Raw genomic sequence first — 26,297 nt, 5'->3', positions numbered from 1 at the left:
CCCGACGAGAAGGGGGACGTCATGTCGCAGGCACGGGAGACCGCCGTCTACACGCACGGGCACCACGAGTCGGTGCTGCGATCGCACACCTGGCGCACCGCCGCCAACTCCGCGGCGTACCTGCTGGGTTCGCTCGAGCCCCATATGCGGATCCTGGACATCGGCTGTGGCCCCGGCACCATCACCGCCGACCTGGCCGCACTGGTCCCGGACGGACACGTCACCGGCGTGGACAGGGCGCCCGGGATCGTCGAGACCGCCCGGGCCACCGCCGCCGAACGCGGCCTGGCCAACACCGACTTCGCCGTCGCCGACGTACACGCCCTGGACTTCCCGGACGACACCTTCTGCGTGGTCCACGCCCACCAGGTGCTGCAGCACGTGGGCGACCCGGTGCGGGCACTGCGCGAGATGAGGCGGGTGACGAGGCCGGGCGGCCTGATCGCCGTCCGCGACTCCGACTACGCGGCGATGACCTGGTACCCGGCCTCGCCGGGCCTGGACGCCTGGCTGGACCTGTACGAGCGGGTGGCCCGGGCCAACGGCGGCGAGCCGGACGCCGGGCGGCGCCTGAAGGCCTGGGCGCTGGAGGCCGGCCTGACCGACATCACCGCCACCTCGGCCACCTGGACCTTCTCCACCCCCGAGGAGCGCGCCTGGTGGAGCGGACTGTGGGCGGACCGCACCCTGGCCTCGTCCTACGCCGACCGCGCCACGGAAGGCGGCCATGCGACGGCCGAGGAGCTGCGGGCGGTGTCGGAGGCCTGGCGGGAGTGGGGGCGGCGGGAGGACGGCTGGTTCAGTGTCCTGCACGGAGAGATTCTGTGCCGGAAGGACGCCTGAAACCCGGAATTCTGGATACCCGGGTCGGCAGGAGGTTCACATTATGGTTCCCATCCTGCTGGTGCTGCTTCTGGTGCTCATCCTGTTCGGCGCCGGATTCGCGGTGAAGGTGCTGTGGTGGATCGCACTCGCTGTGCTGATCCTGTGGCTGCTGGGCTTCCTGCTCCGCGGCACGACCGCCGGGGGCGGCAGGGGCCGCTGGTACAGGTGGTGAGGTAAGACCCCCGATCACTTCCGGGGCAGCAATGGTCCGAGCGGCCCGAGGTCCAGATTCAGGTCCTCGGGCCGCAGTCCGTAGCGCTCACGCAGCTCGGTCATCCGCTCGTCCAGCAGCATCAGGGTCAGCCCGATGCGCTCCTCCTGCTCCTCACTGAGGTCGCCCGCGTCGAACCGGCGCAGCGCCTGGCGCTCCATGAGCTGGCGCAGCAGCTCGACGACGGTCAGCACCAGCTTGACCAGGTCCCGCTCGACGGTGTCCGGGTCCAGCTCCATCCGGCGCCGTGGCTCGCTCACGCTCACGCGCTCTCCTCCCAGGGTGCCGGCAGCTGCGGTCCCACCGAGCTGATCAGCGCGTTCAGGTCGATGCGGACGAGGTCGACATCGGCGATGCGCAGGGTGATGTCCCCCGTCAGGACGACCCCGCCCGCCAGCAGCCGGTCGAGGAGGTCGACGAGGGCCACCTCACGGCGTTCGATGACGGTCACCGCTCCTCCCCCACGTCCTCCGTGCCCTCCGTGCCTGCCGTGCCTGCCGTGCCCGCCGTGCCCGCCGTGCCCGCCGTGACCCCGGGAGCCTTTTCCGCGTCCCCGGCGTTCTCTGCGTTCTTTATGGTCTCGTTGTTCTCGGTTTCCCCGGTGAATCCCATGTCCCCGGTGAACGAATAGGCGGCCCACGGCCCGGTGAGTTCCACCCGCATTCCGCTCGCCTGGTCCTTGGTGCGGTCGACCAGCTCGACGAATTCCTCGGAATGGGCCCGGGACACGAGATAGGCCGCATTGAGCACATTCCGCCCCGCGGCCCCGGAGAGCGCCGGATTCTGCGGGGCGTGCAGCCGGGAATCCTCCGCGAAGGAGGCCAGTGTCCGGTGCAGCCCCGTGGCGAATTCCTCCGCCCGCCGCCAGGTCTCCTCGGCACTGCGCGACTGCAGACGCCGCTGCCGCAGATAGTCCCGGCCGCTCGCCGGCCGTGCGGCGGGCCGCGCCGGCTCCGCGGACTCCTCGGAGGGCTCCAGGTACACCTTCACACCCCACTCCACCCGGCCCTCCAGCCGGTCGAGGGTGCGCCGGAACGCCTCCTCGTGCTCCTCGATCATCACGCGTACGCCGCTGTCGTCACGGAAGACGGTGCCGAGCCGCAGCGGCAGCGGCGTCGTGACGGCCGTGAGCGCGTCGATCACGCCCTGGTGGGCGCGGGCGGTCGTGGTGAGCCAGTCCAGGTCCTCCAGCCGCTCGCGCAGCGCCGCCTCGGAGAAGTCGGCCTCGGGTACCGTGCTCACGACGGCGATCAGGCCGTGGTGGGTCAGCTGCCGGGGCGGCACTCCGGCCACGCCCGTCAGCTGGGACTGGAGGGCGGAGCCGAAGGGCCGGCAGACGGCGTAGACGTAGCGCAGTCCGGTCATGAGGCCTCCTCCTGGAGCTCGCCGCTCTCCAGTCGTGCGAGCCGTTCCCGCAACTCGGCGTTCTCCCGCGCGAGTTCCCCGCTCCGGGCGCGCGAGGACAGCGCCGGGTCGTTCTCCCACCAGTCGATGCCCATCTCACGGGCCTTGTCGACGGACGCGACCACGAGCCGCAGCTTGATGGTGAGCAGCTCGATGTCGAGGAGGTTGATACGGATGTCGCCGGCGATGACGACGCCCTTGTCGAGCACCCGCTCCAGGATGTCGGCGAGGTTGGAGCCGCCGTCACCGCCGTAGGTCTGAGGAAGTCGGCTCGGTGTGCTCATCGGCGGCTCCGGCGGCGGGGCTGGGACTCTTCCTCAGGGGACTCTTCCTCCGGCTCGTCCTCGGCCTCGTAGTCGTCCTCCCGCTCGTCCTCGTCCTCCGGCTCGTAGTCGTCCTCCGGCTCGTCGTCGTAGTCCGCCTCGGCCTCGTCGTCGTACTCGTCCTCGTCCTCGTCCTCGTCCTCGTCCTCGGCGGCCTCGTCGGCCTCGTCGCGGTCGTCGCGCTCGCCGCGCGGTTCGTCGCGCTCGTCGGCCTCGGCGTCGGCGTCGTCCGCCTCGTCCTCGTAGCCGTCCTCGTCGGACTCGTACTCCTCGTCGGCTCCCTCGCGGTCCTCGGCGCCCTCGGCGCCCTCGCCGTTCCGGGCGTCCTCGGCGCCCTCGTCCGACTGTTCCGCCTCCTCGGCCTCCATGGCGTCCTCATGGGAGCGGACGACCTCTCCGTCGCGGATCTCGCCGCGCCAGCCCTCGTCCGCCTCGCCGCGCAGGGTGACGTAGCGGGCGTAGTGCTTCAGGTCGAGCCTGGCCCGGCGGCCCTGTGCGCGCCAGATGTTGCCGGTCTTCTCGAAGAGGCCCTGCGGGTAGTACTCGATGACCAGCAGCACGCGCGTGAGGTTCTCACTGATCTCACGGAAGGAGACGACACCCTTCACCGTGCCCTTGGCGCCCTCGGACGACCACGCGATGCGGTCGTCCGGCAGCTGCTCGAGGGTGTGCGCCTTCCAGCTGCGGTTGGACCAGAAGATCTTGGCCTGCCAGTCCGAGGTGGTGTCGTCGGCGCGCTGCGCGCTCTTGACGCCCTTGGCGAAGGTGCTGAAGTCCTGGTAGCGGGTCCACTGGTCGTACGCCGTGCGCAGCGGCACCGCGACGTCGACGTACTCCATGATCACCGTCGGCTTCTGGCCGACGCTGCCCTTGCGGCCCTTCTTGCCGCCCAGGGCGTTCTTGACCGCGCCGGTCACGCTGTCCTTGGCGCGCTTGGCGCCGACCTCCAGGGCCGCGCGCATCGGGCTCTTGCCCTCGGCGAGCTTGCGGCCGCCGTCGACGGCGAGCTTGGCGAAGCCCGGGCTGTTGCCCTCCGCGATGTCGTTGAGCTTGCCGGTGGTCTCCCCCAGCTTGCGGCCCAGGCCGGCCAGGAGCCGCTCCGCCTGGGCGGCGAGGTACTCCTGCGCCTCGGCCTTGAGCCGGTCTGCGGCCTCGCTGTGGGCCACCTGCGAGAGCGGGTTTCCGTCCGCGGCGCCGGCTGCGGCGCCGGTCGCCTTGGAGGCCGCTGATCGGGCTGTGGCGGTCATCGGTCACCGCCTCCTTTCGGCCGCCGGGCACCGGAGGCCGTCCTGGCGGCCGATCCGGCCGCCTTGGCTCCCCGGGCCGTCTTCTTGGCGGCGGTCTTGCGAGCGCCCGCCTTCTTGGCCGGCGCGGTGGTCTTCCGGGCACGTGACCTGCTGCCGGACGCCTCGGACGATGAGTCCTCCTCCGCGGTCTCCTCCGCGTCCTGGGTGTCCCTGGCCTGCGCTGCGTCGTCCTCCTCCGGCTCGGCTGCGTCCGGCTCCCGGTCCTTGTCCGACCGGGTACCCCCGGCTGGGGCTTCCTCCTCGTCCTGAGCGGATTCCTCCCCATCGGGGAGAACCCCGGCGAGCCGGTCGCGGGTCTCGGCGGTACGGTCGTGCAGCCGTCCGGCGAGGGCGTCGAGCTGCCGCTCGATCATCGCCGAGGACGCGGCCTTCCCCACGCCGCGCAGATCACCGCGCAGCTGGTCCCCGAGCTCCTTGAACTGCGGGTTCTCCCGCAGCTGCCGGGAGACGAGGTCCACGACCGTCCCGGGGCCGAGGTTCATCCGGCGGCCCGCCACGAACGTGCCGACGGCGACGGCCAGTTTGAGTTTCCTGGTCCGTCCCAGAAGATATCCGGCCCCTATCGCGAGGCCGAGTCCCGCTCGGTTCATCGTGTCCGTCCCCTCACTGTGCGGCGCCGTCCTGGCGCGAGCCTCTCTCCAGCCGGTCGAGGAGCTCGTCCTCCCTGCGGTCGAACTCCTCCTCGTCGATCTCCCCCGCCTCCAGTTGCTCCTCCAGCCGGGCCAGCTCGGCCCGGACGGCCGCGGGGTCGTAGTAGAGCCGCTCGGCCTCGTGCAGCACCTGTTCGATCACCCAGGCGCTGCCGCGCACCGGGGCGAACGGCAGCAGCAGCACCTCGGAGATCAGTCCCATGGCCTACTCCACCGGCTGCGCGCTGGTGATCCCGGTCTGCGCGGACTCGGCCGGCCCGGGGTCGACGAAGCTGTACGGGGGGAGCGGGCCGTTGACGCGCAGCTCCAGGTGCGGAAGCGTGCCGCGGGCCTCCTCGACGGCCTCCAGGAACTTGGCGGCCGCGTCCCGGTGCACCAGGAACGAGACGTTGACCAGCCAGCCGCTGGACTCGGGCCCCGTGCTGGTCGCCTCGGCGGCGGAGCGCAGCAGCTCCTGGACGCGGGCGGCGTCCTCGGCCTCCTGGGCGCGCACGGCCCCCGCGACCATCTCGCCGAGCCGCAGCTTGTCCTCGTAGCTGCCGCCGCCTGACCTGCGGTTGGCCTCCGCGAGGGCGCGGATCTCGGCATCGGCGGACATCACCTTGTGCAGTACGGCCTCCTCGTCGTGGGAGGCCTTGACGTTGTACTCGACCCGGCCGTCGAGGGCCTGGAGCCGCTCGCGGTAGTGGTCGGCGCGTTCGGTGAGCACCCCGGTCACCGTGTCGTCGTCGGGGGCGACGCTGCCGAACCGCATCGGCAGCACACAGCCCTCGGCCCCCGCCTCTCCCAGCACCGCCTGGTGCGCGATGAGGTCACGGCGCTTGGGCCGCAGCCCCTCCGGGGCCTCGCCGACGACCGCCGCCAGCTCGCCGGCGGGCAGCAGCCGCACCGGGCCGGGCGGGTCGCCGACACCCTTGAGGCCCTCGGGCAGCGGCGGGTGGTCGCTCCCGACGATGCCGTAGACGTAGGTGCTCACTCCTGCTCCTCCTTCCGGCGGGTGGTGGTGCGGCGGGCGCGCGGCTTGCTCTCGGTCTCCTGGCCCTCGTCGCGGGCCTGCTTGAACGCGTCGGAGATGGTCTGGGCGGCGCCGGACAGGGCCCCCTTGGACTTGCCGCGGGCCCCCGACTCGGTGATCTCGCCGACCACCTCGGGCAGCCCCGGGCTCTTGTTAGGTCCGGACTCGAGGTCGAGGCGGTTGCACGCCTCGGCGAACCGCAGATACGTGTCGACGCTGGCCACGACGACACGGACGTCGATCTTCAGAATTTCGATGCCGACCAGGGAGACCCGCACGAAGGCGTCGATGACGAGCCCCCTGTCCAGTACGAGTTCCAGCACGTCGTAGAGGCCACTGCTGCCTCCCGATCCTCCGGTCTGTTGTGCCGGGACGACGGTCATGCCGGTGGTGCCTCCTTGCTGTCGTTGATCGCTCTGGCGATGGCCGCACGGTGAGGGCGGAGCGGCGCTAACGGCCGCCGGACCGCTGTCCGTCGGACCGTCCCCGCTCGTAGCGGCGTACGCGTCGGTAGCCGGTGACTCCGCCCTGGGGGTCGAGGTCGACCCGGTAGCTCGCCAGCAAGCTCATCGTGTCGGGTACGCGGGCCAGTTCGAGGACTTCGACCTCAAGGGTCCAGCCGTCCGCGGTCTGTTCCACCGACGACACCCCCTCGGCGGTCATGCCGGTCAGCTCGGCGAACTGCGCACCGGCCGTGCGTATCACTTCCATCAGGGGCGGACGCTCGTCCGCCCCACCGGTCTTCTCTGCTGTCTTCTTCTCAGTCATTGGCGCCTCTGAGAGCGAGTGGCCCGTCAAGCCGTGGCCAAACCCGGCACCTTCGGAAACGGCCGGAGTTCAGCCGCGCAGCGCGTCGAGCCTGCGCCGCGCCGGACCGAGGGACCTGGCCCGGTCCATGACACCCGACCAGGGGTTCGTCCGGGCCTGTCCGACGGCGTTCGCGATGCTCCAACGACGGGCGGTGAGGGCCGGATCGGCGAGCTGCTCCCAGGTGACGGGGGTGGCGACGGGCGCGCCGGGCAGGGCGCGGACGGTGAAGGGCACGACCGCGGTCTGGGCGTAGGCGTTGCGCTGGATGTCGAGATAGAGGCGGTCGCCGCGGTCCTTCTTGCGGGCGGCGGTGGTCAGCCGGCCGGGGTGGGCCGCGGCGAGCAGCTCGGCGACGTCATGGGCGAACTCCCGGACCTCGTCGAAGTCGTGACGGCCGCTCAGCGGCACCACGATGTGCAGTCCGCGCGATCCGGTGGTCATCGGCGCCGAGGGCAGCCGGAGTTGGTCGAGGACCTCGCCGAGCAGCCCGGCCGCCTCCCGCACCTGCTCGAAGTCGTCCCCGGCCGGGTCCAGGTCGAACACCATCCGGTCGGGCCGGTCGACCGCGCCGGTGCGGGACAGCCAGCGGTGCAGGGTGAGGCAGGCCTGGTCGGTGAGGTAGAGCAGGGTGGCGGTGTCGTCGCAGACGGTGTGACAGACCGTGCCGCCCTCCTTGCGCACCTCGTACCGGGTGATCCAGTCCGGGTAGTTCACGGGGGTGTTCTTCTGCATGAAGCCGGGCCCGTCGACGCCGTCCGGCCGGCGCTCCAGCATCAGCGGGCGGCCGCGCAGATGGGGCAGCATGAACGGGGCGACCGCGCGGTGGTAGTCGGCGAGGTGGCCCTTGGTGTACTCCTTGCCGTCGCCGTCCCCCGGGAACAGCGCCTTGCCTGGCCGGTGCAGCTCCACCGTGTGCCGCCCGGCCCGGATACGTCGTACGTCGTCGCCGCTCACGGCACGATCGCCTGCTCCACCAGCAGCCGTACGCCTGCCGCGACGGATTCGGCGTCGATGCCGGCGGCGTGCAGCTGCTCCTCGGGGGTGGCCGAGCCGGGCATGGTGCGCACCGCGAGCCGCACCAGGCGGGGCATCGGGCGCCCGTCGAGGAAGGCGTCGACGACGGCGTCGCCGAGGCCGCCCTCGGGGTGGTGGTCCTCGACGGTGACCAGGCAGCCGGTGTCCTCGGCGGCCTGCCGCAGGGTGAACCGGTCGACGGGCTTGACCGAGTACAGGTCGATCACGCGGACGGCGATGTCCTCGTGCGCCAGGATGTCGGCGGCGGCGAGCGCCTCGTGCACGGTCACGCCCGCGGCGACCAGTGTGACCCGGTCGCGCGTGGAGGAGCGCAGTACCTTGGAGCCGCCGATCGGGAACTCGTCGTCGGGGCCGTAGATCACCGGCATCGCGCCGCGCGAGGTGCGCAGATAGCGGATGCCGTCCAGCCGGGCCATGGTCGCGACGAGGCGGGCGGTCTGGTTGGCGTCGCAGGGGTAGAGCACGGTCGAGTCGTGCACGGCCCGGAACATCGCCAGGTCCTCCAGGCCCATCTGCGAGGGCCCGTCCTGGCCGATGGAGACACCCGCGTGCGAGCCGACCAGGTTGATGCCGGCGCCGCTGATGGAGGCCATGCGCACGAAATCGTAGGCGCGGGTGAGGAAGGCGGCGAAGGAGGAGGCGTACGGCACCCAGCCGCGGGAGGCGAGCCCGACCGCGGCGGCGACCATCTGCTGCTCGGCGATGTAGCACTCGAAGAACCGGTCGGGGTGTTCCTTGGCGAAGAACTCGGCGCGGGTGGAGTCACCGACCTCGCCGTCCAGGGCCACGACGTCCCCGCGTCCGCTGCCGAGCGCGGCGAGCGCCTTGCCGTACGCGTCACGCGTGGGCACCTTCTCGCCCATCGGCCAGCTAGGCGGCTCGTAGGGCCCGGTGTGCACGGCGTGCAGGGCGCGCGCGGCGGGCGGCTCGGCCACCTGGACGATCAGGTCGGAGGTGCCGCCGAGCTCGGCGACCGCCTGCTCGGCGTCGGGCAGCGGCTTGCCGTGCAGGCCCTCGCGGTCCTGGACGTCCTCGACGCCCTTGCCCTTGAGGGTGCGGGCCAGGATGACGGTGGGCTGGCCCAGGGTGGACAGGGCCTCCCCGTAGGCGCGGTCGATGGCGTCGACGTCATGGCCGTCGATCTCCACGGTGTGCCAGCCGAAGGCCTGGAAGCGGCGGGCGTAGGCGTCCAGGTCGTGGCCGTGGCGGGTGGGGCCGCGCTGGCCGAGGCGGTTGACGTCGACGATCGCGGTGAGGTTGTCCAGGTGCTCGAAGGAGGCGTGCTCGGCGGCCTCCCACACCGAGCCCTCGGCGAGTTCGCTGTCGCCGCACAGCACCCACACCCGGTATCCGGTGCGGTCCAGGCGCTTGCCGGCCAGCGCGATGCCGACGGCGACGGGCAGGCCCTGGCCGAGCGAGCCGGTGGCGGTCTCCACCCAGGGCAGCTTGCGCGGGGTCGGGTGGCCTTCGAGGCGGCTGCCCTGCTTGCGGAAGGTGAGCAGTTCCTCGTCGTCGATGGCGCCGGCCGCCTTGGCCGCCGCGTACATCAGCGGGGAGGCGTGGCCCTTGGACAGGACGAAGCGGTCGTTGGCCGGGTGGGTGGGGCGTTCGAAGTCGTAGCGCAGATGGCCCGCCAGCAGCACGGCCATCAGGTCGGCGGCGGACATCGACGACGTCGGGTGCCCACTGCCCGCCGCGGCGGAGGCGCGCACGCTGTCCACACGCAACTGTCGGGCGAGGTCGGCGAATTCGCGGGAGTTCATCGCGCTCCTTGCTCGGGTTCGTCGGGCTTGTCGGGTTCCTCGTCACCGGGTACCGGGAGCTGCCCGAGGGGGCGTGACCTGCCGGTCCCGCCGGGCTTCCCGGGCTTCTCGGGGGCCTCGTCCATGAGGTCCTCGCGGCGTACGGGACCGGGTGGTTCGGTGTGCCGGGTGCCGGCCGCGGCTCCTGCCGCCGCCCGCGGAGCGGGTCCTCCGGCCACCCGGGCGAGTTCGGGTGCGGCCGTGTCCAGCGGGACCGACCAGGAGCGGACGAGGCCCAACTGCACGGCCTGGCGGGGCAGTACGGCGTCGAGCAGCCAGTCGGCGGCGACCCGGACGCGGTTGCCGGGCATGGCGGCGAGATGGTAGCCGCGGGTGACCAGTCCGGCGAGTGGCCCGGACAGCGGCAGCCCGAACGGGTCGGCGGCGGCCTGCACCCCGCCCAGGTCGACGGCGAAGCCCAGCTCGCGGTGCCGGTACGCGGCGAACTCGCCCCGGCCGAGGGAGGCGGCGACGTTGCGGCCGCAGACCTTGCCCTGCCGCCAGGCGTGCTGCGCGGTCATCGGCGTGTACTGCCCGGGCCGGTCCAGGTCGGGTACGGCGGCCGCGTCGCCGCAGGCGAACACCTCGGGCCTGCCGGGCACCCGCAGCTGCGGGTCGACCAGCAGCCGGCCGCGCTCCAGGGGCAGTCCGAGCGACTCGGCGAGCGGGTCGGGCCGCACGCCGACGCACCACACGAGGGTGCGGGTCTCGACGAACTCCCCGTCGGTGAGCAGCACTCCGTCGGGCGTGGCCTCCTTCACGGACGTGCCCATGCGCACGTCGACGCCCCGCCTGCGCAGCACCTGGTCGGCGGTGCGCGAGAGCCGCTGGTCCAGTTCGGGCAGCACCCGGTCGGCGACGTCCAGCAGCATCCAGCGCGGCCGCAGACCCGAGCGCAGGGGGTGTCTGCGCACCTGCGCGTCGGTGAACAGCTGCCCGTGCGCGGCGACCTCTGTGCCGGTGTAGCCGGCGCCGACGACGACGAAGGTGCAGCGGGCCCGGCAGCGCGCGGGGTCGTCGGCGGAGGCGGCCAGCTCGACCTGGCGGGTCACGTGGTCGCGCAGGTAGAGGGCCTCGGGCAGGCCGCGGAAGCCGTGCGCGTGCTCGGCGACGCCCGGGACGGGCAGCAGCTTGTTGACGCTGCCGGCGGCCAGCACCAGCCGGTCGTAGGGAAGGGTTCCGCCGCCGCCCTCGGGGTCCGTGTAGTGCACGGTCCGCGCGTCGAGGTCGATGCCGTCGGCCTGGCCGAGGACCAGCCGCACCCGGGGCAGCGTGCCGGACAGGGACACCGTGACGCGGCGCGGCTCCAGGATTCCGGCGGCCACCTGCGGCAGCAGCGGCAGATACAGGAAGTAGTCAGTCGGGTTCAGCAGGGTGACGTCGGCCTGCTGCCGGGCCGGCCCCGACAGCGTGCGTGCCGTGCGGTACCCGGCGAACCCGGCGCCGACGATCACGATGCGGGGTCGGCTCACGATCTCGCCTCCGGCGGTGGCGTATGTGCTCGTACGAGGTCTTCCGCGTCCCCCCGGCCCGGGCGGCCAAACCCGGTGCGGCCGCACCGGGCCGGTTTCCGCGGGGGTGCCCGGGTACTCGGGGCGGGTCCCGACCGCCTCAAGCGGAGGTACCCCCCATGCCCGAGTACGGCTACTTCCTGGCCTCGGAGGAATTCGGCCCCGCGGACCTCGTGGAGCAGGCGCGGATGGCCGAGCAGGCCGGTTTCACCTCGCTGTGGATCTCCGACCACTTCCACCCGTGGAACGACGCCCAGGGCCAGAGCCCGTTCGTCTGGTCGGTGATCGGCGCGCTCTCGGAAGCCGTGTCGCTGCCCGTCGAGACCGCGGTGACCTGTCCGACGGTCCGTGTGCATCCGGCGGTGGTGGCGCAGGCCGCCGCGACCTGCGCGGTGATGACGAACGGCCGCTTCCGGCTCGGCGTCGGCACCGGCGAGGCGCTCAACGAGCACATCCTGGGCGACGCCTGGCCGCCCGCGCACGTCCGCATGGAGATGCTGGAGGAGGCGGTCCAGGTCATGCGCGAGCTGTTCACCGGCGAGGAGGTCAACCACGACGGCGTCCACTACACGGTGGAGAACGCCCGGCTGTACACGGTCCCGGACGAGCCCGTCCCGATCGACGTCTCCGGCTTCGGCCCGAAGGCGACCTCGCTGGCGGCGCGGGTGGGCGACGGCTACATCACGATGATGCCGGACGCGGACCTGGTGGAGCAGTTCCGCGAGGGCGGTGGCGGCACGAAGCCGGTCCTCGGCGGGACGAAGGTCTGCTACGGCCCGGACCGCGACGAGGCGGTGCGGACGGTGCGCCGGCTGTGGTCCAACCAGCTGCTGCCCGGCGAGATGGGCCAGATCCTGCCCTCCCCGAAGCACTTCGAGCAGCTGGAGCCGCTGATCACCGAGGACATGGTGCGCGACGGCACGGTGTGCGGGGACGACCCCGACGACCACATCGAGGCCCTGACCGCCTTCGCCGAGGCCGGCTTCGACCGCGTCTACGTCAACCAGATCGGCCCCGACCAGCGCGGATTCTTCGACTTCTACCGTACGAAGGTGCTGCCGCGGCTGCCCTCCTGACCGGCCCGGCTCAGCGGGGCCCGGCCCCCAGCCGCCTGGCCGCCACGGCACCCAGCGCGCCCGCCGCGAGGAGCCCGGCGCCCAGCCGAGTCCGGTTGCGGGAGAGCCACTCCTGGGGGTCGCCGTCGCGCGACTCGGCGTCGAAGCGGCCGTGCGCCCCGTGGTCGTGCCCGTGCGGCCCGTCGGCCGGGGTCCACAGGTTCCCCGCGCCCTCGGGCCGCTGCCCGGGCTGCCGCTCCTGCTGGCTGTCGTACGCGGTGCGGGCCAGGTACCGGTCCAGCAGTCCCGGCATGACCGCGTTGGCGAACAGCGCGGCCGCGGTGGGTGCGCCGGTCCAGTACTCGCGCCGCCGTGGGTGCGCGGCGGCGTGCACGATCGCGCGTGCCGCCACCTCGGGCTGGTAGACGGGCGCGACCGGCCGGGGGCGGCCCGGCATCCGACTGAGCACCCAGTCGAACTGCGGGGTGTTCACGGCCGGGAGCTGCACCATCGTCGTACGCACCCGGCTGCCGTCCCGCAGCAGCTCGCAGCGCAGCGACTCGTTGAACCCCTGGATGGCGTGCTTGGCGCCGCAGTACGCCGACTGCAGCGGCACACCCCGGTAGGCGAGCGCGGAGCCCACCTGCACGATGGTGCCGCGGTCCCGGGGCAGCATGTGCCGCAGCGCCGCCCGGGTGCCGAACACATAGCCCAGGTACGTCACTTCGGTGACCCGGCGGAACTCGTCGGGTGTGATCTCGGTGAAGGGCGCGAAGACGCCCGTGAAGGCGTTGTTGACCCATACGTCGATGCCGCCGAAGGCGTCGGCGACCTGCTGGGCGGCGTCCTCGACGGCCTTGGCGTCGGCCATGTCGACGCCGACCACCAGCGCCTCGCCCCCGGCGCGCTGCACCTCGTCGGCTGCGCCGGCGAGGCCCTCACGGCCGCGGGCCAGCAGCGCGACCCGGTCGCCGCGGGCGGCGAAGGCCACCGCCGCGGCCCGGCCGACTCCGCCGCTGGCACCCGTGACGACGACCGTCCTGCCCCGCCCGCGCACCGGTACTCACGCCCTGTGGTGCGGGGTCTCGGGGTCGATGTCGTCCGGCCGCGGGGCGGCGCCGTCGCTCGTGCCGGGTGCCGGCGTGCCCGCTCCGGGTGCCCCGGTGGCCGCGCCCGCGCCGCCGGGCGCGACGGGCGGGACCGGCGGGTAGCCGCCCGGTCCGGCGAGCCCGCCGGGCGGGCCCAGCGGGGCGGTGCCGCCGTGCACGTGCTCGCGCTCACCGCGGGCCGCGGCGTCGTCCCTCATCCGCTCGGGTGTCGGCCGGGACGCCGAGGGCTTCGCGGCGGCGCGCAGCGCGTAGGCCGCCGCGGCGAGGATCACCGCGGTGATCAGCGCGGCGGCCCAGTCGGGCAGCCCCTCGGCCAGGGCCAGCCCTACGGTGAGCGCCAGCGCGGCGCCCGCGTAGAGGGCGAGGGCCCCGGACGCGCCGTAGAACATCGCCTTGCGCCGCTGCTCCCGCGTCTGCCGGCGCAGCTCGTCCCGCACGGTCTCCCTCGCCACCTGCGCGAGTTCGTCGACCAGTGCCTTGTCCAGATGCTCCAGATGATCCAAGCGCTCCATGCGGTCCGGGTACCCGGGGTTCCGGGGGCGTAACGGGGTGTGCCCGCGGGGGCCGGTGGCACGTCTGCGGGTGGTCCCTGGCTGATCGCGCCGTTCCCCGCGCCCTTTGACGCCCCTCGGCTCGCGCCGTCGCCGGCTGCGGGTGGTCCGTGGTTGATCGCGCAGTTCCCCGCGCCCCCTACCGCCGTCGTCGGCTCGGGTCGTCCCCGGCTGCCGGTTCCGTGGTCGATCGCGCCGTTCCCCGCGCCCCTGGTCGGCGGTGGGCGTCCGTTATTCCCGGCGGGGCCTCACGGCGGCGGCGTACAGTCGGCTCTTTCGATGTGACGTACGGCGACGTATCGGGGAGTGGGACGTGGGCGAGCGGCACACCTACCGGGTGATCGTCCGGGGGACCTGGGACGGGCTCACCGAGGAGGCGCGGGCGCGGCTGGTCGCCGAGGCGGCGGACCACGGGCTGGCGAGCATGCGGTTCACCGAGGAGGGCACGCTGACGTACGAGCCGTCGCCGCTGAAGCACTTCTCGATGCGGTTCGTGGTGGTGGCGGACGCGGCGGACGGCGAGGAGATGGCCGCGGCGATCGCGGAGGACCGGGCGGAGACGGTGCTCGGGGGCCTCGGCTACGGTTGGGGCCCGCTGCGGTCGACCGTCACCGACCTCGACACCATGAAGATCAACCGGAAGTCCGCATCTCGGCGGTGAGCGCCCAGCGCTCGTGGTCCCGCCAGGCCCCGTCGATGAACAGCATGTCCGGGGAGAAGCCCTCCAGCCGGAAGCCGCAGGAGCGGGCGAGGGCGATGGAGGCGGTGTTGCCGGGCTGGACGTTGATCTCCAGGCGGTGCAGCCGCAGCGGCCCGAAGGCGTGGCCGACGACGAGGTCGAGGCCCTCGCGCATCAGACCGCGTCCGGCGGCGTGCGCGAAGGCGCCGTAGCCGAGGGCGCCGCACTGGAAGGCGCCGTGGACGATGTTGTTGATGTTGATGAACCCGGCGATGGCCCCGTCGCCCTTCTCGCACACCAGGAAGCCGGCCCGGGCCGGGTCCTCGATCAGCCGGCCGGCGTAGGCGGCGTAGTCCTCGGCGGTGTCGGGCGGGAACAGCCAGGGGTGGTGGAGGTCCTTGCTCTCCCGGGCTCGGGCGGTGAACTCGTCGCCGTCGGCCAGGGTGAAGTGACGTATGCCCACGCGGGGGCCCTCGGCGAGGTAGAGGGATGCAGTGTGCGGCATCGGGTCAGCCTATGCGGGAGTCACCTCCTTCGCCTCATGAAATAGGCCCCGACCAGCACGCCGATGACCCCGGTGGCGAGCAGCGCCACCCACAGCGGCATGGTCACGACGGGGATCAGCAGCCGGATCTCGGTGCTGTCGTTGTTCTGGAAGATGAAGATCAGGGCGAGGACGGCGAGGGCCAGGACGACGTACCGGGCCGGGGTCATCCACTCGCGCAGTCCGCCGCCCTTGACCTTCTTCTCGACACGCTCGGAGGTCTTGGTACCCATACCACCAGGGTGCGCCCACTGCACCTGTCACGCACGGTGAGCGCGTCACGCGCACTCCTTCGTCCGGCGAAGGACGCGTCGTCGCCCGCGGCGGCCCCGGGACTCAGCGCACTGCCGGCTTGTCGAGCGTCAACGTGCCCGCCTCCGCGTCCAGTTCGGCCGCCACCCCGAAGGGGATGGTCGACGCCCCCTCGCCGTGCCCGAACCCGAACTCCTCCACGACCGGCACGCCCAGCGGGCCGAGCCGGTCGACGAGCATCGGCCGCAGTCTCTCCGCGTAGGGCTCGCAGCTCTCCCAGGAGCCGAGCAGCACCCCGCTCACCCCGTCCAGCCAGCCCGCGCGCAGGAGTTGGGTGAGGTAGCGGTCGAGGCGGTACGTGTCCTCCCCGACGTCCTCCAGGCACAGCAGCCCGCCCGCGGCGGAGGGGCGCGCGTGCGGGGTGCCGAGGTCGGCGGCGAGCAGGCTCAGACAGCCGCCGAGCAGCACCCCGCGGGCGCGGCCCGGCACCATGGCCCTGCTGCCGGGGGCGGTGAGGGTGGTGACGGTCTCCGGCGCGAACAGGGTGGCCCGCAGGTGGTCCTGGGCGTGGGCGTTCTTGATGAAGTCGACGCCCGCCGCCATGGGCCCGTGCAGTGTGACCAGACCGAGCCGGACGGCGAACGCCTCGTGCAGGGCGGTGATGTCGCTGAACCCGACGAACACCTTCGGCCCGGCCGCCCGCATGGCCTCCCAGTCCAGCAGGTCGACCATGCGCTGCACTCCGTAGCCGCCGCGGGCGCACAGCACGGCGTCGACCGCCGGGTCGCACCAGGCGGCCTGGAGGTCGGCGGCCCGGTCGGCGTCGGTGCCCGCGAGGTAGGGGAACCCGGGGTGCCGGTCCAGGACATGGGGCGCCACGACCGGGTCGAGGTCCCAGCCGCGCAGCACGTCGAGGCCCGCCTGGAGCCGCTCCTCGGGCACGGGCCCGCTCGGCGCGACGACGGCGACGCGGGCGCCGGGCGCGAGCCGGGGAGGGCGCTGAAGTTCTCTCACTTGGCCAGCTCCAGCCGCGGCACCCCGCGCAGGTCGATGCCGAAGACCTGGGCGTACAGGGACAGTTCGGCCTCCAGGGCGCGCACCATGGTGTCGGCGCGCCGGAACCCGTGCCCCTCGCCCTCGAAGGCGATGTACGCGTGCGGCACCCGCCGGCCCTCCATCCGGGACAGCAGCCGCTCGCACTGGGCGGGCGGGCAGATCACGTCGTCCAGGCCCTGGAGCAGCAGGAAGGGGGCGGTGATCCGCTCGGCGTGCTCGACGGGCGAGCGCTCGGCGTACCGGGCGGGCACCTCGGCGTACGGGCCGACGAGGGTCTCCAGGTAGCGCGACTCGAAGTCGTGGGTCTCCCCCGACGCCCAGCCGGCCAGGTCGAGGACGGGGTAGATGATCGTGGCGCACGCGTACACGTCGGTCCCGGCGAGGGACGCGGCCGCGGTCCAGCCGCCCGCGCTGCCGCCCCGGATGCCGAGCCGGGCCCGGTCGGCGGTGCCTTCCTCGGCGAGGGCCAGCGCGACGGCGGCGCAGTCCTCGACGTCGACGACGCCCCACTGCTCGCGCAGCCGGTTGCGGTACTCCCGCCCGTACCCGGCCGAGCCGCCGTAGTCGACCTCGGCGACGCCGATGCCGCGCGAGGTGAAGTAGGCGATCTCCAGGTCGAGCACCAGCGGGGAGCGCCCGGTGGGGCCGCCGTGCGCCCACACGACGTACGGCGGCAGCTCGGCGTCGGGGGCCGTGCACAGCGGGTTGTGCGGCGGGTAGACGTGGGCGTGGATCTCCCGGCCGTCCGGCCCGGTGAAGGTGCGGATCTGCGGCTCGGGGTAGTACGCCGGGTCGACGGCGTCCTCGTGCGGGGCGCCGATCACCCGGGCGCGTCCGGTGCGGGTGTCCAGCTCGACGACCTCGTACGCGGTGCGCGGGCTGGCGCCCACCGCGACGACGCGTTCGCCGTGCACGGCGAGGGTGGGCCCGAACTCGGTCCAGGGCCCGGCCGCGTCGACGACCTCGCCGGTCTCCGGGTCGAGGATGCCGAGCGCGGTGGCGCCGCGTCCGTGCACGACGGCGATCAGGCCGCTCGGCAGCGGCGCGAACCAGCGCTGGCCGACCTTCCACAGCGGCCCGCCGAACTCCTCCTCGCGGGGGCACAGGGCCTTGCCGTCGCGGTAGAGGTTCCACCAGCCGGTGCGGTCGGAGGCGTACAGCAGCGCGCCGTCGGCGGCGAAGTCGGCCTGGCAGACGGACTCCTCGGGGCCGCCGGCGACCACCTCGGGCGTGCCGAGGGTGCCGTCGGGGCTCACGTCGGCGAGGAGCAGTTCGGTGCCGTCCCAGGGCATGTTCGGGTGGTCCCAGCCGATCCAGCAGGCCCGCCGTCCGTCGGGCGACAGCTTCGGCCCGGTCACGAACCGGTGCCGCTCCGGCGCGAGTTCACGTACGGCACCGGACCCGTCCAGCGCCACGGCGGCCGGCACCCGGCGCACGTCGGAGGGCCCCTCGCCGGTGAACTCCTCCCGCACGCACCACACTTCGCCGCGCTCGGGCAGCACCACGAGGTCGGCCCAGCGCAGTCCCCCGCCGGTCTCGCCGGCCGGGGTGAGCGCGACCGGCTCGGCGCCGGGCTCCCACCGGTACAGGCGCTGGTCGGCGAAGTGCACGAACACCACCAGCGGGCGGCCGTCCACCTCGGCGCCGGCCCAGGGCTGTCCGCCGTACTCGATGACCCGGCTGCGCACGTTCCACGGCGCGGGCAGCACCGGCTCCTCGCGGCCGTCGGCGTGCCGGCGTACCAGGGTGCGGCGGCCGCCCTCGGTGGGGCGGGGCTCGGTCCACCAGGCCTCGTCGCCGACGAAGCCGACGTACTCGGGGTGGCCGTCGTGGGCGGCGGCGAGGGCCGCGTCGATGGGCGAGGGCCAGGAACCGTAGGCGAGTGTCTGCACGTCGTCCCCCACTTCGCTCAGGCGGTCCGCAGGAAGCGGTCCAGGACGCGGACACCGAAGTGCAGCGCCTCGACCGGGACCCGCTCGTCGACCCCGTGGAACAGCGCCTGGTAGTCGAAGCCCTCCGGCAGCTTCAGCGGCGCGAAGCCGTAGCCGGTGATGCCCAGGCGCGAGAACTGCTTGGCGTCCGTGCCGCCCGACATGCAGTACGGCACGGTGTGTCCCTCGGGCGCGAACTCCTCGACGGCCTGCCGCATCCGCAGGAAGGTCGGCGAGTCGACGGGCGCCTGCAGGGCGACCTCCCGGTGGTGGAACTCCCAGTCCACGTCGGGCCCGGTCAGCTCGTCCAGGGTGGCCCGGAACTCGTCCTCGTGTCCGGCGAGGAAACGCCCGTCGACATAGGCGGCGGCCTCGCCGGGGATGACGTTGACCTTGTAACCGGCCTCCAGCATGGTCGGGTTGGCGCTGTTGCGCACGGTCGCCTCGACCAGCTTGGCCGCCGGGCCCAGCTTCTCCAGCAGCCTGTCGACATCGCGGAGGTCGGTGTCGATGCCGTAGAGCGCGGCGAGTTCGGTGAGGGCGGCCCGCACGGTCGGGGTGAGGCGCAGCGGCCACTCGTGCGCGCCGATGCGGGCGACGGCTGCGGCGAGGCGGGTCACCGCGTTCTCCCGGTTGACCTTGGAGCCGTGCCCGGCCCGGCCGCGCGCGGTCAGCTTCATCCAGCCCGTGCCGCGCTCACCGGCGGCGATGGGGTAGATCTGCCGTCCGGCGCCGTCGTGGAAGGTGAACGCGCCGGACTCGCTGACGCCCTCGGTGCAGCCCTCGAAGAGATGCGGGTGCCGGTCGGCGAGGAAGCCCGAGCCGTCCTCGGCGCTGGCCTCCTCGTCGGCGGTGAACGCGATCACCACGTCCCGGCGGGGCCGTACGCCCTCGCGGGCCCAGGACCGTACGACGGCGAGGATCATCGCGTCCATGTTCTTCATGTCGACCGCGCCGCGGCCCCAGACGACCCCGTCGCGGATCTCCCCGGAGAACGGGTGCACGCTCCAGTCGGCGGGCTCGGCGGGCACGACGTCCAGGTGACCGTGCACGAGCAGCGCGTCCGCGGTCGGGTCGGTGCCCGCGAGCCGGGCCACCACGTTGGTGCGGCCCTTGGTGCGCTCCAGCAGCACCGGCTCCAGGCCCGCCCCGGCGAGAGCGGCGGCCGCGTACTCGGCGGCGGGCCGCTCCTGGCAGTCCCCGCCGCCCCGGTTGGTGGTGTCGATGCGGATGAGGTCGGAGGTGAACCTCACGACCTCGTCCAGTGCCTGCTCGTCAGCCATACTGCTCCTCCACTGCGGCCGAGACGATGGTGGTGACCGCCTTGAAGGTGCGGATCCCCTCGAACATGGTGTCGCTGGTGTAGGCGACCTTGCGCTCCCCGATCCGCGCCACCCCCGGCACGACGGTCGCGGCCATCGCGAGATGCTCGGCGTCGAACTCCAGGGCGATGGTGTGCGGTCCGGCGGTGACCGGCTCGTGCCGCACGGCGAGCGCGGCCGCCTCCTTCGCCGCGGCCCGGATGTCGGCGGCGGTGCGGGCGGGCGTACGGCAGACCGCCGCGTAGCGCGACACATGGTCCTTCACGGCGACCTTCAGCGCCTCGGGCGCGTAGCCGAGCGCGTCCTCGCAGGCCACGTCGTCGCCGGTGACCAGCACGACCGGCACGCCGTACTCGGCGACGACATGGGCGTTCAGCAGGCCCTCGCTGGCGCGTACGTCGTCCAGCCAGACGCCGGTGATCTGGTTGGCGAGGTAGGTGTGGGCGAGGACGCCCTCCATGCCGGCGCCCGCGTGGTAGCCGATGAACGCGATCCCGTCGACGTCGCCGTGCTGGACGCCCTCCACCATCGACAGTGCCTTGTGCCGGCCGGTCAGCATCTGGGCGCGCTCGTCCAGCTGCTCCAGCAGGAGGTTGCGCATGGTCCAGTGCGCCTCGTTGACGAGGACCTCGTCGGCGCCGCCGTCGTAGAAGCCGAGCACCGCCGCGTTCACGTCCGAGGTGAACATCGACCGGCACCGCTCCCACTGCGGTGTCCCCGGCAGCACGTCGGCGGGCCAGGTCACACCGGTGGCGCCCTCCATGTCGGCGCTGATCAGGATCTTCATGGTGCGTCACGTTACGCGGAGAAGCGGGAACGGGCCAGGACGCGGTTTCACCCGACCTGACCGGTTCCCCACCGTGCGTCGCTTACGTCCCGCCGGCCTCACACCGCCTCACACCGCACGCCCCACCACCAGCCAGGTCGACGGGATCCGGATGCGGGTGCCGTCGGCCGTGTGCTCGGTGGTGGTGAGCGGCAGCTCGCCGGCCTCCAGGACGGTCAGGCCGGCCGCGGTCAGATGGCCGGTGACCGCGGCGTCGCTGACCTCACCGGGCGCGATGCCGTGCCGGAAGACCGGGGCGAGCTTGGCGGGCGGCCCCTCGGGGCTCTGGGCGAGGCCCCGCAGGACCGCCCCGGCGGCCTCGGACGGCTCGACGAGGAAGGCGCGGCCGCGCGCGCCGACGAGCGTGGCGAGGGCGTCGGCCAGGGGCCGGCGGTCGTCGGGCTCGCACTGGTGCAGGACGCCCCGCATATAGACGTTGGCGTCGCCGAGTTCGGCGTGCAGGGTCTCGGCCTCGGTCTTGTCGGTGGCGTCGAGCTGCCGGTAGGCGGCCTGTCCTGCCGGGTCGGCCCGCCGGGCGTGCTCCACCGCGGCGGCGGCCAGGTCGACGCCTATGACGTGCGGGAAGCGGCCGGCGAAGAAGCGGGTCTGGGTGCCGTTGCCGCAGCCGAGGTCGATCAGCGGCAGGGCCGGGTCGGCCAGCAGGGGCTCGAACAGGCCGAGGTGCACGGCGGCGGTCAGGGGCGGTTCGGCGTCCCAGAAGACGGACCCGGGTTCGTCGGACGCCTCCCGCCAGAAACCCTCCCAGGCCTGCCGGTACCGACTCGTCACGCTCATGCCCAACTCCCCACGGTGCAGCGCCGATCCGTCGCGTTCGACGGGCGAGTACGGTCTACCCCGCCCGGGTCGCGCCGACAAGCGCGTGACGCGACCGGCTTTCAGCGCCGGGGCAGAGTGAGCTCGAACCACACCGTCTTGCCCGCGCTCGTGCGGCTGGTGCCCCACTCCCGGGCGAGCGTGGAGACCACTCGCAGTCCGCGTCCGGTCTCGTCGTCGGGTCCGGCGCTGCGCAGGGTCGGCAGTTCGTGGTCGTCGTCGTCCACCTCGCACAGCAGCGTGTCCCCGCGCACCAGCCGCAGTTCGACGGGCCTGTTGCGGGAGTGCCGTACGGCGTTGGTGACCAGCTCGCTGACCAGCAGCTCGGCGCTGTCCGCCAGCTTGGCGAGCCCCCAGTCGTGCAGCTGCTCGCGCACCACGGCGCGGGCCCGGGGCACCTCGGCGGGGTCGAGTCCGAGGCGCCACTCGGCGACGTCGTCGGGCTCGATGCCGTTGAGGCGGGCCATCAGCAGGGCCACGTCGTCCTTGCGGCCGCCGCGGGTGTTGAGGGCCCGGATGATCGTGTCGCAGGCGTCGTCCATGGACGCGGCAGGGTGCGCGGCCGACTCGCACAGCGTGGCGAGTCCCACGCCGATGTCCTCGCCGCGCATCTCGACCAGCCCGTCGGTGCACATCACCAGCCGGTCGCCGGGCTCCACGCGCACGCGTACGGCCTCGAAGGGCACCCCGCCGACGCCGATGGGCGCGCCCGTGGGCAGGTCGAGCAGCTCGCTGCGGCCGTCCTCGGCGCGGACGATCACCGGCGGGATGTGTCCGGCGTTGGCGATCACCAGCTCGCTCGCGATCGGGTCGTACACCGCGTACAGGCAGGTCGCGAGGTAGGTGTCGCCGAGGCGCTGGGCGAGGTCGTCGAGGTTGCGCAGCAGCTGGGCGGGCGGCAGGTCGAGGGCGGCCATGGTCTGCACGGCGGTGCGCAACTGGCCCATCATCGCGGCCGAGTTGAGGCCGTGTCCCATCACGTCGCCGACGACGAGCGCGGTGCGCGCGCCGGGCAGCTTCACCGAGTCGAACCAGTCGCCGCCGACCCGGCCGAGCAGGGTGCCGGGCAGATAGCGGGTGGCGATGTCGCAGCCCGCCATGCGCGCCGGGATGTGCGGCAGCATGCTGTCCTGGAGGGTCTCGGCGACCGCCTCCTGGTAGGTGTACATGCGCGCGTTGTCGAGCACCAGGCCCGCGCGGGCGGCGAGTTCCGCGCCGGTGACCCGGTCCATGTCGTTGAACTCGGCGCGCTCGGGGTGGCGCAGCAGGATCATGAAGCCGAGGACGACGTTGCGGGCCTTGAGCGGGACGACCAGCATGGACCGGCCGGTGATCAGCGGCCGGATGTCGCGCTTCTCGAACTGCGAGGCGATGGCGTGGCCCATCTGCTCGCTGATGCGCGGCACCAGGACGGGCTCGCCGGTCGTCATGCACTGGAAGAACGGGGTGTGCGCGGGGAACGGCATGGCCTCGCCGACCGGCACGACGTCGTCCCAGCGGCCGGGTTCGTCGGTGTGCTCGACGGCCACCCGGTGCCACAGGGTGGTGGTGTCGGGCACGCCCTCGGGGAACCCCTCGCCGGCGACGACCTGTTCGCGCAGATAGGTCCCGGCGACGTCGGTGAAGCGCGGTACGACCGCCTTGCTGACCTCGACGATGGTGCGGGACAGGTCGAGGGAGGTGCCGATCCGGCCGCTGACCTCGTTGAGGAACTCCAGCCGCTCCCGTACGGCGGCGTACTCCAGGTCCTCGCGGTCGTCCTCGGTGAGTACGGCGGGCAGCGGCTCGCCCGCGGCGACGGCGCGTGCCAGGCGTTCACGGCGGGCCTTGCGCTCGGCGCGCCGGGGCACGCCCCAGTCGGGGGTGACGGGCACCCGGTCGTTCTGGCTGAACTCCAGCACGGGATAGCCCAGTTCGAGGACCTGCGCGACGATGCGGGCGCTCTCCTCGACGCTCATGCTGGGCAGGATCTCGGGCAGCCCGCGGGCGAGGTCCTCGGCGCCGGGGAAGTCGGTGTGCAGGGCGAAGGCGGGCGCGATGCGCTGGACCGCGCCGTCGGTGTCGTCCTCGGCCCGCAGTCCGGCCGCGTCGGCGGCGAGGACGAGAAGCCGCTCGGGGCCGGGGCCGACCAGCGGGTAGGCCCACCACAGCACGTCGGCGCGGTGGCCCTCGGGCACGTCGAGGCGGGCGCTGCCCGCGGCGGGGTAGTCGAGGCCGCCGTCCAGCGAGGAGCCCAGGTCGGGGCCGAGGCCGTCGTAGTCGTACGGCTCGGGTTCGGGCAGGGCGCCGGAGACCGGCAGCAGATCGGTGGCGGGCCGGCCGATGGCCCCCTCCTTGGGGGTGCCGAACAGGCGTCGGGCGCCGCTGCTCCAGTGCGAGACCAGGCCGGTGCGGTCGACGACTATCACGGCCAGCTGCACGCGCCCGGCCGCGGGCCCAGCCTCCACGCCGGGCCCGGCCGGCCGGCTGGGAGGTGCTTCCCGGTCGGTGCCACGGTCCATGGCCCAAGCCCTCTCTCCGCACGCCTCCACAAGATCTGTCCCCGCACCACGGTACGGCGCCGCCCCCGCGGGATGTGCGGCAATGAGGGAATTGGTCTCCAGGGCGCGCCCCGGCGCACGCCCGCGCCCGGAGGGAAGGCCGTCCGGGCGCACCGGCGACGCCCCCGCTCTCCCGCGGGGCGCGGTCAGTCCTCGTGCCCCAGCTGGAGGTCCCGTTCCGTGCGGCCGCCGCCCGCCACCTGCAGGACGGTGGCGACCGGCGGGTAGCCGGACGCGATCACGGTGTACTCGCCGGAGGACAGGTCGACGAAGCGGAAGGTGCCGTCGGGGCCGGTGGTGAGGGTGTCGACGACGTTGCCCGCGGCGTCGAGGAGGGTGACGCGCGCGTCCTCGACGGGGCGTCCGCCGCCGGCCCGCACGGTGCCCCGCAGCACGGCTCCGCCCGCGAGTTCGATGTCCTGGCGGGTCTCCCGGGCGGCCTGGACGGTGACGGGCAGCGCGGCCGGGCGGAAGGCGGGGGCGCTGGCGGCGAGGGTGTACTCGCCGGCGACCAGCTCGCTGATGACGTACCCGCCCTCGCGGCCGCTGCGGGTGCTGGCGACGACCTCGCCGTGGACGTTGGTGAGGGTGACGGTGGCGTCCCGCACGGTGCTGCCGTCGGCGGTGACGACGGTGCCCGCGAGGCGGCCCGCGCCGCCGAGGACGACGTCGAGCTCCACGGGGCGCTCCCCGACCGTCACCGAGACGGCCTGCGGCTGGTGTCCGCCGGCCGCGGCGATGAGGACGTACGAGCCCTGTCCGGGCGTCGACAGCGCGTACCGGCCGTCCTCGCCGCTCGCGCCGCGGCCGATCTGCTGTCCGGCCACGTCGACGAGGGTGAGCGCGGCGCGGGGCACGACGGTGCCGTCCGGGTGCTGCACGGTCCCGCAGACGGGGATGCCGGCGGCGAGGGGCGTCCGTGCCTGGGGAACGGTCGTCGGCGAGGTCTCGGTGGCGTGGTGGGACACCAGGGGTCTCTCCTTGAGGAAGAAGGCGATGAGCAGGCCGAGGACGAGCACCGGCACGAGGTAGAGGAAGATCCGCGGCATGGCGTCGGCGTAGGCCTGGATGTAGGCGTCGCGCAGCGCCGGGGGCAGGGAGTGGACCGCCTGCGGGGTGACGGACTCCGGGTCGGGCAGCCCGCCGCCCGAGGGCAGTTCCCGGCGCAGGGCGTCGGCGAGCCGGTCGGCGAAGAGCGTGCCGAAGACCGCGGCCCCGACGCTGCCGCCGATCTGGCGGAAGTAGGTGTTCGCGCTGGTGGCCGTCCCGAGGTCGGCCGGGCGCACCGAGTTCTGCACGGCGAGGATCAGGACGGGCATCACCATGCCGATGCCCGCGCCGAGGACGGCCATCCAGATGCTGTAGTGCAGCCGGGGCGTGTCCGCCTCCAGCCGGGACAGCAGCCACATGCCGAGGACGGACAGGGCGCTGCCGAGGACGGGCCAGAGCCGGTAGCGGCCGGTGTGGCTGACGAGCTGGCCGCAGACGACGGAGGCGCCGACGATGCCGCCCATCATCGGCAGCATCAGCAGCCCGGACTCGGTGGCGCTGGCCCCGTCGACCATCTGCAGGAACGTCGGCAGATAGCTGGCCGCGCCGAACAGGGCGACGCCGACGACGAGCCCGACGAGGCCGGTGACGTTGAAGACGGAGTCGCGGAACAGCCTGAGCGGGATGAGGGGTTCGGCGGCGTAGCGCTCCGCGACGAGGAAGAGCACCGTCGCGGCGAGCGCCCCGGCGGCGAGGCCGAGGATCACGCGGGAGTCCCAGGCGTACTCGGTGCCGCCCCAACTGGTCAGCAGAATCAGGCAGGTGGAGGCGGCGGCGAGCAACAGCGCGCCGAGGACGTCGAATCGGGGCCGCGCGTGCGGCTTGGGCAGCTTCAGCACGACGGCGACGACGGCCATGGTGACCAGGCCGAAGGGGACGTTGACGTAGAAGCACCAGCGCCAGGAGAGATGGTCGGTGAAGTAGCCGCCGAGGAGGGGGCCCGCCACGGAGGCGAGTCCGAACGCGGCGCCGATCAGGCCCATGAACCGGCCGCGCCGCCGGGGCGGCACGATGTCCGCGATGATCGCCTGGACGCCGATCATGAGCCCGCCCGCGCCGACGCCCTGCACCGCGCGGAAGGCGATCAGCTGGTCCATGGTCTGCGCGCGTCCGGCGAGCGCGGAGCCGACGACGAAGACGGCGATGGCGAACTGGAAGACGCCCTTGCGGCCGAGGAGGTCGCCGAGCTTGCCGTAGACCGGCAGTCCGACGGTGGCGGTGAGCAGATAGGCGGTGATCGCCCAGGACATCCGGTCCAGGCCGTGCAGTTCACCGACGATCTTCGGCAGGGCCGTGGCGACGATCATCTGCTCCAGCGCGGCGAGCAGCAGCGCCAGCATCAGGCCGAGGAAGACCAACCGCACGCGCCGGGGGCTGAGTTCGCCGGCGTCGGCGGCCGGCGGCGGGACCGGCGGGCCGGGTGGGCCGGACGGGGTCTCGACCGTTTCCGTCCGCTCCAGAGTGATCCCGCCCATGCAGCGCTCCCCTCGTCACACCTGCCACACAATTCCCGCGTAATGCGACAACTCCGAGCAAGTGCGACGAGTTACGGCGCCGACCCGGTCGAGATGCGAATCCACTCGAACCGGTGATGG

Annotated in this window: 28 protein-coding genes; 4 read left to right on the top strand and 24 right to left on the bottom strand. The window is 73.3% G+C overall.

The annotated features are described in order from the left end of the window. Positions 1-21: 21 nt before the first annotated feature. Together ACIGXJ_RS29210 and ACIGXJ_RS29205 are read left to right on the top strand one after the other, a co-directional pair. Positions 22-843: a methyltransferase domain-containing protein gene (locus tag ACIGXJ_RS29210; RefSeq protein ID WP_399651414.1), complete on the top strand. Its 822-nt coding sequence runs from the start codon at positions 22-24 to the stop codon at positions 841-843. Positions 844-886: 43 nt separating this feature from the next. Continuing rightward, on the top strand, positions 887-1,057 hold the full coding sequence (locus ACIGXJ_RS29205) for a hydrophobic protein (protein WP_399651411.1): 171 nt from the start codon (positions 887-889) through the stop codon (positions 1,055-1,057). Positions 1,058-1,071: 14 nt separating this feature from the next. Here the strand turns inward: ACIGXJ_RS29205 and ACIGXJ_RS29200 are convergent, their stop codons facing one another. The 13 genes from ACIGXJ_RS29200 to ACIGXJ_RS29140 form a co-directional block, all read right to left on the bottom strand. Continuing rightward, complete coding sequence (locus ACIGXJ_RS29200; RefSeq protein ID WP_399651974.1) at positions 1,072-1,335, bottom strand: gas vesicle protein K; 264 nt, start codon at positions 1,333-1,335, stop codon at positions 1,072-1,074. 23 nt (positions 1,336-1,358) lie between these two features. After that, positions 1,359-1,547 (bottom strand): gas vesicle protein, encoded by a 189-nt coding sequence (locus ACIGXJ_RS29195; RefSeq protein WP_399651408.1) that lies wholly within the window; start codon positions 1,545-1,547, stop codon positions 1,359-1,361. Then, positions 1,544-2,461: a GvpL/GvpF family gas vesicle protein gene (locus ACIGXJ_RS29190; protein ID WP_399651405.1), complete on the bottom strand. Its 918-nt coding sequence runs from the start codon at positions 2,459-2,461 to the stop codon at positions 1,544-1,546. Before ACIGXJ_RS29190 ends, ACIGXJ_RS29195 begins: the two co-directional genes overlap by 4 nt. Further along, positions 2,458-2,784: a gas vesicle protein gene (locus ACIGXJ_RS29185; RefSeq protein ID WP_399651402.1), complete on the bottom strand. Its 327-nt coding sequence runs from the start codon at positions 2,782-2,784 to the stop codon at positions 2,458-2,460. The genes ACIGXJ_RS29190 and ACIGXJ_RS29185 overlap by 4 nt, the downstream gene beginning before the upstream one ends. Beyond that, the gene (locus ACIGXJ_RS29180; protein ID WP_399651399.1) at positions 2,781-4,070 is read right to left on the bottom strand and encodes an SRPBCC family protein; all 1,290 of its coding nucleotides are present in this window, start codon (positions 4,068-4,070) and stop codon (positions 2,781-2,783) included. The genes ACIGXJ_RS29185 and ACIGXJ_RS29180 overlap by 4 nt, the downstream gene beginning before the upstream one ends. Beyond that, a complete protein-coding gene (locus ACIGXJ_RS29175) occupies positions 4,067-4,720 on the bottom strand; it encodes a DNA primase (protein ID WP_399651396.1) in 654 nt (217 codons plus the stop codon). Before ACIGXJ_RS29175 ends, ACIGXJ_RS29180 begins: the two co-directional genes overlap by 4 nt. Before the next feature lie 13 nt (positions 4,721-4,733). Beyond that, positions 4,734-4,982, bottom strand: a complete 249-nt coding sequence (locus ACIGXJ_RS29170; RefSeq protein ID WP_399651393.1) for a gas vesicle protein GvpG — start codon at positions 4,980-4,982, stop codon at positions 4,734-4,736. A gap of 3 nt (positions 4,983-4,985) precedes the next feature. Then, entirely contained in the window at positions 4,986-5,756 is a 771-nt protein-coding gene (locus tag ACIGXJ_RS29165; protein WP_399651390.1) for a GvpL/GvpF family gas vesicle protein, read from the bottom strand. Next, entirely contained in the window at positions 5,753-6,178 is a 426-nt protein-coding gene (locus ACIGXJ_RS29160; RefSeq protein ID WP_399651387.1) for a gas vesicle structural protein GvpA, read from the bottom strand. Before ACIGXJ_RS29160 ends, ACIGXJ_RS29165 begins: the two co-directional genes overlap by 4 nt. A 67-nt stretch (positions 6,179-6,245) precedes the next feature. Beyond that, positions 6,246-6,563 (bottom strand): gas vesicle protein, encoded by a 318-nt coding sequence (locus tag ACIGXJ_RS29155; RefSeq protein WP_399651384.1) that lies wholly within the window; start codon positions 6,561-6,563, stop codon positions 6,246-6,248. A 69-nt stretch (positions 6,564-6,632) separates the two neighbouring features. Continuing rightward, positions 6,633-7,559: a non-homologous end-joining DNA ligase gene (gene ligD, locus ACIGXJ_RS29150; RefSeq protein WP_399651381.1), complete on the bottom strand. Its 927-nt coding sequence runs from the start codon at positions 7,557-7,559 to the stop codon at positions 6,633-6,635. Further along, complete coding sequence (locus ACIGXJ_RS29145) at positions 7,556-9,403, bottom strand: transketolase (RefSeq protein ID WP_399651378.1); 1,848 nt, start codon at positions 9,401-9,403, stop codon at positions 7,556-7,558. Before ACIGXJ_RS29145 ends, ligD begins: the two co-directional genes overlap by 4 nt. Further along, positions 9,400-10,914: an NAD(P)/FAD-dependent oxidoreductase gene (locus ACIGXJ_RS29140; protein WP_399651375.1), complete on the bottom strand. Its 1,515-nt coding sequence runs from the start codon at positions 10,912-10,914 to the stop codon at positions 9,400-9,402. Before ACIGXJ_RS29140 ends, ACIGXJ_RS29145 begins: the two co-directional genes overlap by 4 nt. Positions 10,915-11,072: 158 nt before the next feature. Between ACIGXJ_RS29140 and ACIGXJ_RS29135 the strand changes: the two genes are divergently transcribed. Further along, positions 11,073-12,029, top strand: coding sequence for an LLM class F420-dependent oxidoreductase (locus ACIGXJ_RS29135; protein WP_399651373.1), 957 nt, complete (start codon positions 11,073-11,075; stop codon positions 12,027-12,029). Between the two features lie 10 nt (positions 12,030-12,039). Here the strand turns inward: ACIGXJ_RS29135 and ACIGXJ_RS29130 are convergent, their stop codons facing one another. Together ACIGXJ_RS29130 and ACIGXJ_RS29125 are read right to left on the bottom strand one after the other, a co-directional pair. After that, a complete protein-coding gene (locus tag ACIGXJ_RS29130) occupies positions 12,040-13,065 on the bottom strand; it encodes an SDR family oxidoreductase (RefSeq protein ID WP_399651371.1) in 1,026 nt (341 codons plus the stop codon). Between the two features lie 6 nt (positions 13,066-13,071). Then, positions 13,072-13,629, bottom strand: coding sequence for a phage holin family protein (locus ACIGXJ_RS29125; RefSeq protein ID WP_399651369.1), 558 nt, complete (start codon positions 13,627-13,629; stop codon positions 13,072-13,074). Positions 13,630-13,981: 352 nt separating this feature from the next. Here ACIGXJ_RS29125 and ACIGXJ_RS29120 point away from each other — a divergent pair, with 352 nt between their 5' ends. Continuing rightward, on the top strand, positions 13,982-14,329 hold the full coding sequence (locus ACIGXJ_RS29120; RefSeq protein WP_399651366.1) for a DUF6204 family protein: 348 nt from the start codon (positions 13,982-13,984) through the stop codon (positions 14,327-14,329). Here ACIGXJ_RS29120 and ACIGXJ_RS29115 read toward each other — a convergent pair. The 9 genes from ACIGXJ_RS29115 to ACIGXJ_RS29075 form a co-directional block, all read right to left on the bottom strand. After that, on the bottom strand, positions 14,301-14,852 hold the full coding sequence (locus ACIGXJ_RS29115) for a GNAT family N-acetyltransferase (RefSeq protein WP_399651364.1): 552 nt from the start codon (positions 14,850-14,852) through the stop codon (positions 14,301-14,303). The two genes, ACIGXJ_RS29120 and ACIGXJ_RS29115, sit on opposite strands and share 29 nt — an antisense overlap. 20 nt (positions 14,853-14,872) lie before the next feature. Then, positions 14,873-15,124 carry a DUF1049 domain-containing protein gene (locus ACIGXJ_RS29110; RefSeq protein ID WP_399651362.1) on the bottom strand — a complete coding sequence of 84 codons (252 nt, stop codon included), beginning with the start codon at positions 15,122-15,124 and terminating at the stop codon, positions 14,873-14,875. 103 nt (positions 15,125-15,227) lie between these two features. Continuing rightward, the gene (locus ACIGXJ_RS29105; protein WP_399651358.1) at positions 15,228-16,157 is read right to left on the bottom strand and encodes an LD-carboxypeptidase; all 930 of its coding nucleotides are present in this window, start codon (positions 16,155-16,157) and stop codon (positions 15,228-15,230) included. Continuing rightward, on the bottom strand, positions 16,154-18,091 hold the full coding sequence (locus tag ACIGXJ_RS29100) for a prolyl oligopeptidase family serine peptidase (RefSeq protein WP_399651356.1): 1,938 nt from the start codon (positions 18,089-18,091) through the stop codon (positions 16,154-16,156). The genes ACIGXJ_RS29105 and ACIGXJ_RS29100 overlap by 4 nt, the downstream gene beginning before the upstream one ends. Before the next feature lie 17 nt (positions 18,092-18,108). Then, positions 18,109-19,413 (bottom strand): M20/M25/M40 family metallo-hydrolase, encoded by a 1,305-nt coding sequence (locus ACIGXJ_RS29095; protein WP_399651353.1) that lies wholly within the window; start codon positions 19,411-19,413, stop codon positions 18,109-18,111. Then, positions 19,406-20,239 (bottom strand): M55 family metallopeptidase, encoded by an 834-nt coding sequence (locus tag ACIGXJ_RS29090; RefSeq protein ID WP_399651351.1) that lies wholly within the window; start codon positions 20,237-20,239, stop codon positions 19,406-19,408. The genes ACIGXJ_RS29095 and ACIGXJ_RS29090 overlap by 8 nt, the downstream gene beginning before the upstream one ends. A 108-nt stretch (positions 20,240-20,347) precedes the next feature. Further along, complete coding sequence (locus tag ACIGXJ_RS29085; RefSeq protein WP_399651349.1) at positions 20,348-21,073, bottom strand: class I SAM-dependent methyltransferase; 726 nt, start codon at positions 21,071-21,073, stop codon at positions 20,348-20,350. Between the two features lie 101 nt (positions 21,074-21,174). Then, positions 21,175-23,613 (bottom strand): SpoIIE family protein phosphatase, encoded by a 2,439-nt coding sequence (locus tag ACIGXJ_RS29080; protein WP_399651346.1) that lies wholly within the window; start codon positions 23,611-23,613, stop codon positions 21,175-21,177. Between the two features lie 185 nt (positions 23,614-23,798). Beyond that, positions 23,799-26,177, bottom strand: coding sequence for an MFS transporter (locus ACIGXJ_RS29075; protein ID WP_399651343.1), 2,379 nt, complete (start codon positions 26,175-26,177; stop codon positions 23,799-23,801). Positions 26,178-26,297: the final 120 nt, after the last annotated feature.

Source organism: Streptomyces sp. NPDC053367 (assembly GCF_044545925.1).
GTDB lineage: Bacteria > Actinomycetota > Actinomycetes > Streptomycetales > Streptomycetaceae > Streptomyces.
Note: the sequence above shows the minus strand (reverse complement) of the source record. Positions and strands in the feature narration are given on the sequence as shown.

What these genes read in the sequence shown, in the direction of transcription:
- ACIGXJ_RS29085 (WP_399651349.1), bottom strand. Translation starts at nt 21,073, where the DNA reads ATGAGCGTGACGAGTCGGTACCGGCAGGCCTGGGAGGGTTTCTGGCGG.
- ACIGXJ_RS29180 (WP_399651399.1), bottom strand. Translation starts at nt 4,070, where the DNA reads ATGACCGCCACAGCCCGATCAGCGGCCTCCAAGGCGACCGGCGCCGCA.
- ACIGXJ_RS29170 (WP_399651393.1), bottom strand. Translation starts at nt 4,982, where the DNA reads ATGGGACTGATCTCCGAGGTGCTGCTGCTGCCGTTCGCCCCGGTGCGC.
- ACIGXJ_RS29200 (WP_399651974.1), bottom strand. Translation starts at nt 1,335, where the DNA reads ATGGAGCTGGACCCGGACACCGTCGAGCGGGACCTGGTCAAGCTGGTG.
- ACIGXJ_RS29190 (WP_399651405.1), bottom strand. Translation starts at nt 2,461, where the DNA reads ATGACCGGACTGCGCTACGTCTACGCCGTCTGCCGGCCCTTCGGCTCC.
- ACIGXJ_RS29075 (WP_399651343.1), bottom strand. Translation starts at nt 26,177, where the DNA reads ATGGGCGGGATCACTCTGGAGCGGACGGAAACGGTCGAGACCCCGTCC.
- ACIGXJ_RS29095 (WP_399651353.1), bottom strand. Translation starts at nt 19,413, where the DNA reads ATGGCTGACGAGCAGGCACTGGACGAGGTCGTGAGGTTCACCTCCGAC.
- ACIGXJ_RS29155 (WP_399651384.1), bottom strand. Translation starts at nt 6,563, where the DNA reads ATGACTGAGAAGAAGACAGCAGAGAAGACCGGTGGGGCGGACGAGCGT.
- ACIGXJ_RS29090 (WP_399651351.1), bottom strand. Translation starts at nt 20,239, where the DNA reads ATGAAGATCCTGATCAGCGCCGACATGGAGGGCGCCACCGGTGTGACC.
- ACIGXJ_RS29205 (WP_399651411.1), top strand. Translation starts at nt 887, where the DNA reads ATGGTTCCCATCCTGCTGGTGCTGCTTCTGGTGCTCATCCTGTTCGGC.
- ACIGXJ_RS29175 (WP_399651396.1), bottom strand. Translation starts at nt 4,720, where the DNA reads ATGAACCGAGCGGGACTCGGCCTCGCGATAGGGGCCGGATATCTTCTG.
- ACIGXJ_RS29145 (WP_399651378.1), bottom strand. Translation starts at nt 9,403, where the DNA reads ATGAACTCCCGCGAATTCGCCGACCTCGCCCGACAGTTGCGTGTGGAC.
- ACIGXJ_RS29080 (WP_399651346.1), bottom strand. Translation starts at nt 23,613, where the DNA reads ATGGACCGTGGCACCGACCGGGAAGCACCTCCCAGCCGGCCGGCCGGG.
- ACIGXJ_RS29110 (WP_399651362.1), bottom strand. Translation starts at nt 15,124, where the DNA reads ATGGGTACCAAGACCTCCGAGCGTGTCGAGAAGAAGGTCAAGGGCGGC.
- ACIGXJ_RS29125 (WP_399651369.1), bottom strand. Translation starts at nt 13,629, where the DNA reads ATGGAGCGCTTGGATCATCTGGAGCATCTGGACAAGGCACTGGTCGAC.
- ACIGXJ_RS29160 (WP_399651387.1), bottom strand. Translation starts at nt 6,178, where the DNA reads ATGACCGTCGTCCCGGCACAACAGACCGGAGGATCGGGAGGCAGCAGT.
- ACIGXJ_RS29185 (WP_399651402.1), bottom strand. Translation starts at nt 2,784, where the DNA reads ATGAGCACACCGAGCCGACTTCCTCAGACCTACGGCGGTGACGGCGGC.
- ACIGXJ_RS29135 (WP_399651373.1), top strand. Translation starts at nt 11,073, where the DNA reads ATGCCCGAGTACGGCTACTTCCTGGCCTCGGAGGAATTCGGCCCCGCG.
- ACIGXJ_RS29210 (WP_399651414.1), top strand. Translation starts at nt 22, where the DNA reads ATGTCGCAGGCACGGGAGACCGCCGTCTACACGCACGGGCACCACGAG.
- ACIGXJ_RS29115 (WP_399651364.1), bottom strand. Translation starts at nt 14,852, where the DNA reads ATGCCGCACACTGCATCCCTCTACCTCGCCGAGGGCCCCCGCGTGGGC.